General features: G+C 62.2%; 4 protein-coding genes. 1 reads left to right on the top strand and 3 read right to left on the bottom strand.

The features are described from left to right. Positions 1-101: 101 nt before the first annotated feature. The 3 genes from betA to betI all read right to left on the bottom strand — a co-directional run bounded on the left by betA (position 102) and on the right by betI (position 4,175). Positions 102-1,805: a choline dehydrogenase gene (gene betA / locus ACOZJV_RS34415; RefSeq protein ID WP_421549588.1), complete on the bottom strand. Its 1,704-nt coding sequence runs from the start codon at positions 1,803-1,805 to the stop codon at positions 102-104. A 195-nt stretch (positions 1,806-2,000) separates the two neighbouring features. Next, positions 2,001-3,473, bottom strand: a complete 1,473-nt coding sequence (gene betB / locus ACOZJV_RS34410) for a betaine-aldehyde dehydrogenase (RefSeq protein WP_078472768.1) — start codon at positions 3,471-3,473, stop codon at positions 2,001-2,003. Positions 3,474-3,581: 108 nt separating this feature from the next. After that, entirely contained in the window at positions 3,582-4,175 is a 594-nt protein-coding gene (gene betI, locus ACOZJV_RS34405; RefSeq protein WP_078472769.1) for a transcriptional regulator BetI, read from the bottom strand. Positions 4,176-4,659: 484 nt separating this feature from the next. On the opposite strand from betI, the gene ACOZJV_RS34400 reads away from it, so the two are divergent. Further along, complete coding sequence (locus ACOZJV_RS34400; RefSeq protein WP_342032588.1) at positions 4,660-6,600, top strand: BCCT family transporter; 1,941 nt, start codon at positions 4,660-4,662, stop codon at positions 6,598-6,600. The last annotated feature ends 213 nt before the right edge of the window (positions 6,601-6,813 follow it).

The raw sequence follows: 6,813 nt of genomic DNA, 5'->3' as shown, positions 1-6,813 counted from the left end.
TTCTGCCTGCCCCCGGGGGGGGAATGGGGGGGGGGGGGGGGGGGGGCGGCTCGGGGGGCCCCGGGGTGGGGGCGGCCGGTGGGGGGGGGCGCCAGGCTGTTTTACTGCGCGGTGCGGCTCACGTCACGCAGCGGCTTGCCACGTACCGGGGCGTCGCCGGCCACGAAGTAGTCGGCGGTGCTGCGTGGCAGAGGCTGGCGGCCACGGATCTTGTCGGCGATTTTCTCGGCGATCATGATCGTCGGCGCGTTGAGGTTGCCGGTGGTGATGATCGGCATGATCGACGCATCGACCACCCGCAGGCCCTGCATGCCATGCACACGACCTTCGCCATCGACCACGGCCATCTCGTCGGTGCCCATCTTGCACGAGCAGGACGGGTGGAACGCGGTTTCGGCGTGCTCGCGGATGAATTTATCCAGTTGCTCGTCGGTCTGGACGTCGATGCCCGGGCTGATTTCCCGGCCACGGAACGCATCCAGTGCAGGCTGTTGCATGATTTCCCGGGTCAGGCGGATGCCGTCGCGGAATTCCTGCCAGTCCTGCTCGGTGGCCATGTAGTTGAAGAGGATGCTTGGGTACTCGCGCGGGTTCTTCGACTTGAGCTGGATCCGGCCACGGCTTGGCGAACGCATGGAGCCCATGTGCGCCTGGAAACCGTGCTCTTTCACACCGTTGCTGCCGTTGTAGTTAATCGCTACCGGCAGGAAGTGGTACTGGATGTTCGGCCAATCGAATTCTTCACGGGTACGGATAAAACCGCCCGCTTCGAACTGGTTGCTGGCGCCGATGCCAGTGCCGTTGAACAGCCACTCGGCACCGATGGCCGGCTGGTTGTACCAGAGCAGCGAAGGGTACAGCGACACCGGTTGGGTGCAGGCGTACTGCAGGTAAAGCTCGAGGTGGTCTTGCAGGTTTTCGCCGACGCCCGGCAGGTCGTGCACCACCGGGATGTCGAGGCTTTCCAGGAGCTTGGCCGGGCCGACGCCGGAGCGCTGGAGGATTTGCGGCGAGGCGATGGCGCCGCTGCACACCAGCACTTCCTTGCGGGCGCGGGCTTCAACGCGCTCTTCGGCGGCGCCGATCAGGTAACGCACGCCCACCGCGCGCTTGCCGTCAAACAGCACTTTGTCGGTCAGGGCGTGGGTGACGATGGTCAGGGTCGAGCGCTTTTTGGCGGTGTCCAGGTAACCGCGAGCGGTGCTGGCACGACGGCCTTTAGGCGTGACGGTGCGGTCCATCGGACCGAAGCCTTCCTGCTGGTAGCCGTTCAAGTCTTCGGTACGCGGGTAACCCGCCTGCACGCCGGCTTCGACCATGGCGTGGAACAGCGGGTTATTGCCGGCCTTGGGCGTGGTCACGCTGACCGGGCCATCGCCACCGTGGTAGTCGTTGGGCCCGATGTCGCGGGTTTCGGCCTTGCGGAAGTACGGCAGGCAGTTGAGGTAATCCCAGTCTTCCAGACCTGGCAGTTTCGCCCAGTTGTCATAGTCCATCGCGTTGCCGCGGATGTAGCACATGCCGTTGATCAGCGACGAGCCACCCAGGCCCTTGCCGCGACCGCATTCCATCCGGCGGCCGTCCATGTGCGGCTCCGGATCGGTCTCGTAGGCCCAGTTGTAGCGTCGGCCTTGCAGCGGGAACGCCAGGGCGGCCGGCATTTGCGTACGGAAATCGAAACGGTAGTCCGGGCCGCCTGCTTCGAGCAGCAGCACGGTGACGCCTTCGTCTTCAGTCAGACGGGTCGCCAGGGTATTACCGGCGGAGCCGGCACCCACAATGATGTAGTCATATTCTTGGGACATAAATGCACCCTCGTAAAAGTTGGTTCAGGCTGCTTTTGTGGCGAGGGAGCTTGCTCCCGTTCGACTGCGCAGCAGTCGCAAAGTCAGCGCTCGAGTTCGGTCTGAAAGAACGGCGGTGCCTGGAATGGGGCTGCTTCGCAGCCCGATGGGAGCAAGCTCCCTCGCCGCGGGGGCCATGCCAGGCTCGATCGGGTCTTAGAACACCGAGGCGTAATCGCCCAGCTCAACCTGTACCGATTTGATGCGGGTGAAGTTATTCAGCGAGCTGATGCCGTTCTCACGGCCCACACCGGATTGCTTGTAGCCGCCAACCGGCATCTTCGCGTCGGATTCGCCCCAGGCGTTGATCCAGCAGATACCGGCTTCAAGCTGATGAATCACGCGGTGGGCGCGGTTCAGGTCTTTGGTGACCAGGCCGGCAGCGAGGCCGAAGTCGGTGTCGTTGGCACGACGGATGACTTCTTCTTCAGTTTCGTAGGTCAGGATGCTCATCACCGGGCCGAAGATTTCTTCGCGGACGATGGTCATCTCGTCGGTGCAGTCAGTGAAGACGGTTGGCGCCACGAACGCGCCCTTGGCCAGGTCACCCTGGGTCAGACGCTCGCCGCCGCACAGGACGCGAGCCCCTTCTTCCTTACCCTTGGCGATGTAGCCGAGCACGCTTTCCATGTGGGCGAAGCTGACCAGCGGGCCGAAGTTGGTGTTTTCATCTTCCGGGTTGCCGATGCGGATGCGTGCAACGCGCTCGACGATCTTGGCTTCGAAAGCGGCTTTCAGGTGGCTCGGTACGAACACCCGAGTGCCGTTGGTGCAGACCTGACCGGAGCTGTAGAAGTTGGCCATCATCGCGGTGTCGGCGGCGCGATCGAGGTCGGCGTCGTCGAAAATGATCAGCGGCGACTTGCCACCCAGTTCCATGGTCACGTCTTTCAGCGAGGAGCTGGAGGCGCTGGCCATGACTTTCTTGCCGGTGTCGGTGCCGCCGGTGAAGGAGATTTTCTCGATGCGCGGGTGCTCGGTCAGCCAGGTGCCGACTTCACGGCCGCTGCCGGTCAGGACGTTGAACACACCGTCCGGCAGGCCGGCTTCGGTGTAGATCTCGGCCAGTTTCAGGGTGGTCAGGGAGGTGACTTCACTTGGCTTGAAGATCATCGCGTTGCCGGCCGCCAGGGCTGGAGCGGATTTCCACAGGGCGATCTGGATCGGGTAGTTCCAGGCGCCGATACCGGCCACGACGCCCAGGGGCTCGCGACGGGTGTAGACGAAAGAGGTGGTACGCAGCGGGATCTGCTCGCCTTCGATGGCGGGCACCAGGCCGGCGTAGTATTCCAGCACGTCGGCGCCGGTGACGATGTCGACGTATTTGGTTTCGGAGAACGATTTGCCGGTGTCCAGGGTTTCCAGGGCGGCCAGTTCGTCGTTGCGCTCACGCAGGATCTCGACGGCGCGACGCAGGATGCGCGAACGCTCCATGGCGGTCATGGCGGCCCAGATTTTCTGGCCCTTTTCGGCGCTGACCACGGCGCGCTCGACGTCGTCCTTGGTCGCACGCTGCACTTGTGCGAGGACTTCACCGTTAGCCGGGTTGATGGCTTCGAAGGTGGCGTCGCTGCTGGCGTCGGTATAACCGCCGTCGATGTAGAGTTTTTGCAGTTCGAAACGGGCCATATAGTCCTCGCAAGTGCATAAGTGGTTGGCGTTAACCGCTGGGCGGGCCTTGTAGCTTGGGCATCGCGGGTCAGCGGCAGTTCAGGGGGCCGAGCGTCTCTGTGTGCTCTAGCGCTCCTGCTTAGCCAATTGGAAATCCATGTATTCGTAAGCGATCTGTTGCGCCTGTGCGGTGTCGAAGGCGTCTCCGGACAGCGCGCCGCGCAACCACAAACCGTCGATCAGGGCTGCCAGGCCTCGTGCTGCGCTGCGTGCTTCATCCAGCGGCAGGACACGGCGGAACTGGCAACACAGGTTGGAATACAGACGGTGATCGTTGATCCGCTGCAACCTGTGCAAAGACGGGTGGTGCATGCTGGTGGCCCAGAAGGCCAGCCAGGTTTTCATTGCCGGGCCATTGACCTGGCTGGCGTCGAAGTTGCCTTCGATAATCACCTGCAGATGGGCCCGCGGGCTGTCATCTGTCAGCGCCTGACGACGCTCGGTGACGTTCTCTATCAGGGCGTTCATCAGGTACCGCATGGTGGCGGCAATCAGGCCGTTCTTGTCCTGAAAGTAGTGACTGATGATGCCGTTCGAGACACCGGCCAAACGGGCGATCAGCGCAATGCTGGCGTCCCCCATTCCGACCTGATCGACGGCCTGTAACGTGGCTTCGATCAATTGCTGGCGGCGTATGGGTTGCATACCGACCTTGGGCATCTTGCACCTCTCCTTAGGCCTGCCGGCAGACGTAGAACGGCTACCGGCGTAGGGGCCAGTCTATTTTGTTTTGATTGAACGTTCAATCAACAAAGAATAAGATCTGCGACAAATCGTCGCTGCCTACAGGTTTTTCCTGCGTGTAGAGGGCGGAAAAACGACCTCCGAAATAGCTCCAAAACTGACAGGTGGCATGGCAAGAACCGGCTGGAAAGGACGTGTTGACGGGGCGGGACGCTCTTGGGGCCAGTGACGAACGAACAGCTCGTGGCAAGCCTTGGATACCGGTGCTCAATGTGACTTCTGCGGTTTCGGTTTTTTTTCGGGGTGTCTTTATATCACCCGCCGGTCGGCTGCCAACTAACCGATTGGTCGGGTATCGCGTTGCCTTGCGTTCTTCTCTCGCACTGCCTGGAGCATCTGTGCCATGAGTTCTGCCTCCCTTATAAAGACCCCACCAGAGAAGGTGCGGGTCAACGGTTGGGTGTTTTACACCTCTACCGCGCTGATTCTGCTGTTGACCGCCATTCTGATCATCGCCCCGAAAGAGGCCGGCAGCATGCTGGGCATTGCCCAGGCCTGGCTGTCCCGCAGCTTCGGCTGGTACTACATGGTGGTGATCGCCGCCTACCTGGTGTTCGTGGTGGGCCTGGCATTTTCGTCCTATGGCAAGCTCAAGCTGGGCAGCAAGGACGACACCCCGGATTTCAGCTACGGCGCTTGGGCCGGCATGCTGTTTTCCTCCGGTATCGGCATCTCGCTGCTGTACTTCGGTGCGTCCGAGCCGCTGGATCACTACTTCAACCCGCCCGAGGGTGTCGCCGGCAGCAACCTGGCCGCGCGCCAGGCGGTGCAGCTGACATTCCTCCACTGGGGCCTGCATGGCTGGGCGATCTATGCCCTGGTCGGGCTGGCCGTGGCCTATTTTGCGTACCGGCACAACCAGCCGCTGGCCTTGCGTTCGGCGCTGTATCCGCTGGTGGGCGAGCGTTGGGTCAAGGGCGCGGCGGGCCACGCGGTGGATGGCTTCGGCATGTTCGTGACCCTGCTGGGCCTGGTGACCAACCTGGGTATCGGCTCGATGCAGGTGTCCTCGGGGTTGGAAAACCTGTTCGGCATGGAGCACAGCAACACCAACCTGCTGATCGTGATCATCGTCATGAGCACCGTGGCCACCATCGCCGCGGTATCGGGTGTGGAAAACGGCATCCGCCGCCTGTCCAACCTGAACATCGTGCTGTTCAGCGGCCTGCTGATTTTCGTGCTGTTGTTCGGCCCGACCCTGCACCTGCTCAACGGCTTTGTGCAGAACATCGGCGACTACCTCAACGGCGTGGTGCTGAAAACCTTCGACCTCTATGTGTATGAGGGCGACAGCGCCAAATCCGATCGCTGGCTGGGCCTGTGGACTCTGTTCTACTGGGCCTGGTGGATTTCCTGGGCACCTTTTGTCGGCATGTTCATCGCGCGTATTTCCCGTGGCCGTACGGTGCGTGAACTGGTGGCGGGCGTATTGCTGATTCCCCTGGGCTTTACCCTGGCGTGGCTGTCGATCTTCGGTAACTCGGCCCTGGACCTGGTGATGAACCATGGGGCGGTGGAGCTTGGAAAGACGGCGCTGGAACAGCCGTCCATGGCCATCTACCAATTGCTTGAGCATTACCCGGCGTCGAAGGTGGTGATCGGTGTATCGATTTTCGTCGGCTTCGTGCTGTTCCTGACCCCGGCCGACTCCGGCGCGGTGATGATGGCCAACCTGTCCTGCAAAGGCGGCAATGTTGACGAAGACGCGCCGCACTGGCTGCGGATCTTCTGGTCGGCGGTGATCACCCTGGTGACCATCGGCCTGCTGTTCGCCGGCAACTTCGAAGCCATGCAAACCATGGTGGTGCTGGCGGGGCTGCCGTTCTCGGTGGTGCTGATCTTCTTCATGTTCGGCTTGCACAAGGCCATGCGCCAGGACGTGCAGATCGAACAGGAGCAGGCGCAACTGGCGGAACGTGGGCGTCGTGGCTTCAGCGAGCGCCTGACCGCCCTGGACCTGCAACCGACCCAGTCGGTGGTCCAGCGGTTCATGGACAAGAAAGTCACCCCGGCCCTGGAAGAAGCCGCGCAATTGCTGCGTGCTCAAGGTCTGGACGTGCAGACCCTGCTGGGCAAATCCAAGCGCTGCATGGGCGTGCGGATCGAGATGGAAGAGGGCAACCCGTTTGTCTACGAGGTAAGCCTGGATGGCTACCTGGCCACGCCGAGCGAGTCCACCGAGGCCGAGGAAGAGCGCACGCGCTACTACCGCGCCGAGGTTTACCTGCACAACGGCAGCCAGGAATACGACCTGATGGGCTTCACCCCGGAGCAGATCACCCGGGACGTGCTCGATCAGTTTGAAAGCCATCGGCAGCTCCTTGGCCGTGTCTATAGCTGAGGGTTGAAAAGGGCGGTGTGAGCCTGTGGCGAGGGCGCTTGCTCCAGCTGGGTGGCACCGCCACCCCGATGACTGCAATCGGGCTCCAGCAGTCGGATCGCGGAGCCGGGCTTTACGGCTGCTTCGCCCCGGAACGCCGGACGCCCGAACGGGAGCAAGCTCCCTCGCCACACACACTCAGTGCTGCATCAATGAAAACGCCGCGATCCTCGC

The organism is Pseudomonas sp. QD4, assembly GCF_049199125.1.
Classification (GTDB): Bacteria; Pseudomonadota; Gammaproteobacteria; order Pseudomonadales; family Pseudomonadaceae; genus Aquipseudomonas.
This window is presented reverse-complemented; position numbering and strand designations above follow the sequence as displayed.

Bases quoted from the DNA above. Each gene is read 5' to 3' on its own strand.
- betA (WP_421549588.1), bottom strand. From the start codon at position 1,805: ATGTCCCAAGAATATGACTACATCATTGTGGGTGCCGGCTCCGCCGGT.
- betI (WP_078472769.1), bottom strand. From the start codon at position 4,175: ATGCCCAAGGTCGGTATGCAACCCATACGCCGCCAGCAATTGATCGAA.
- betB (WP_078472768.1), bottom strand. From the start codon at position 3,473: ATGGCCCGTTTCGAACTGCAAAAACTCTACATCGACGGCGGTTATACC.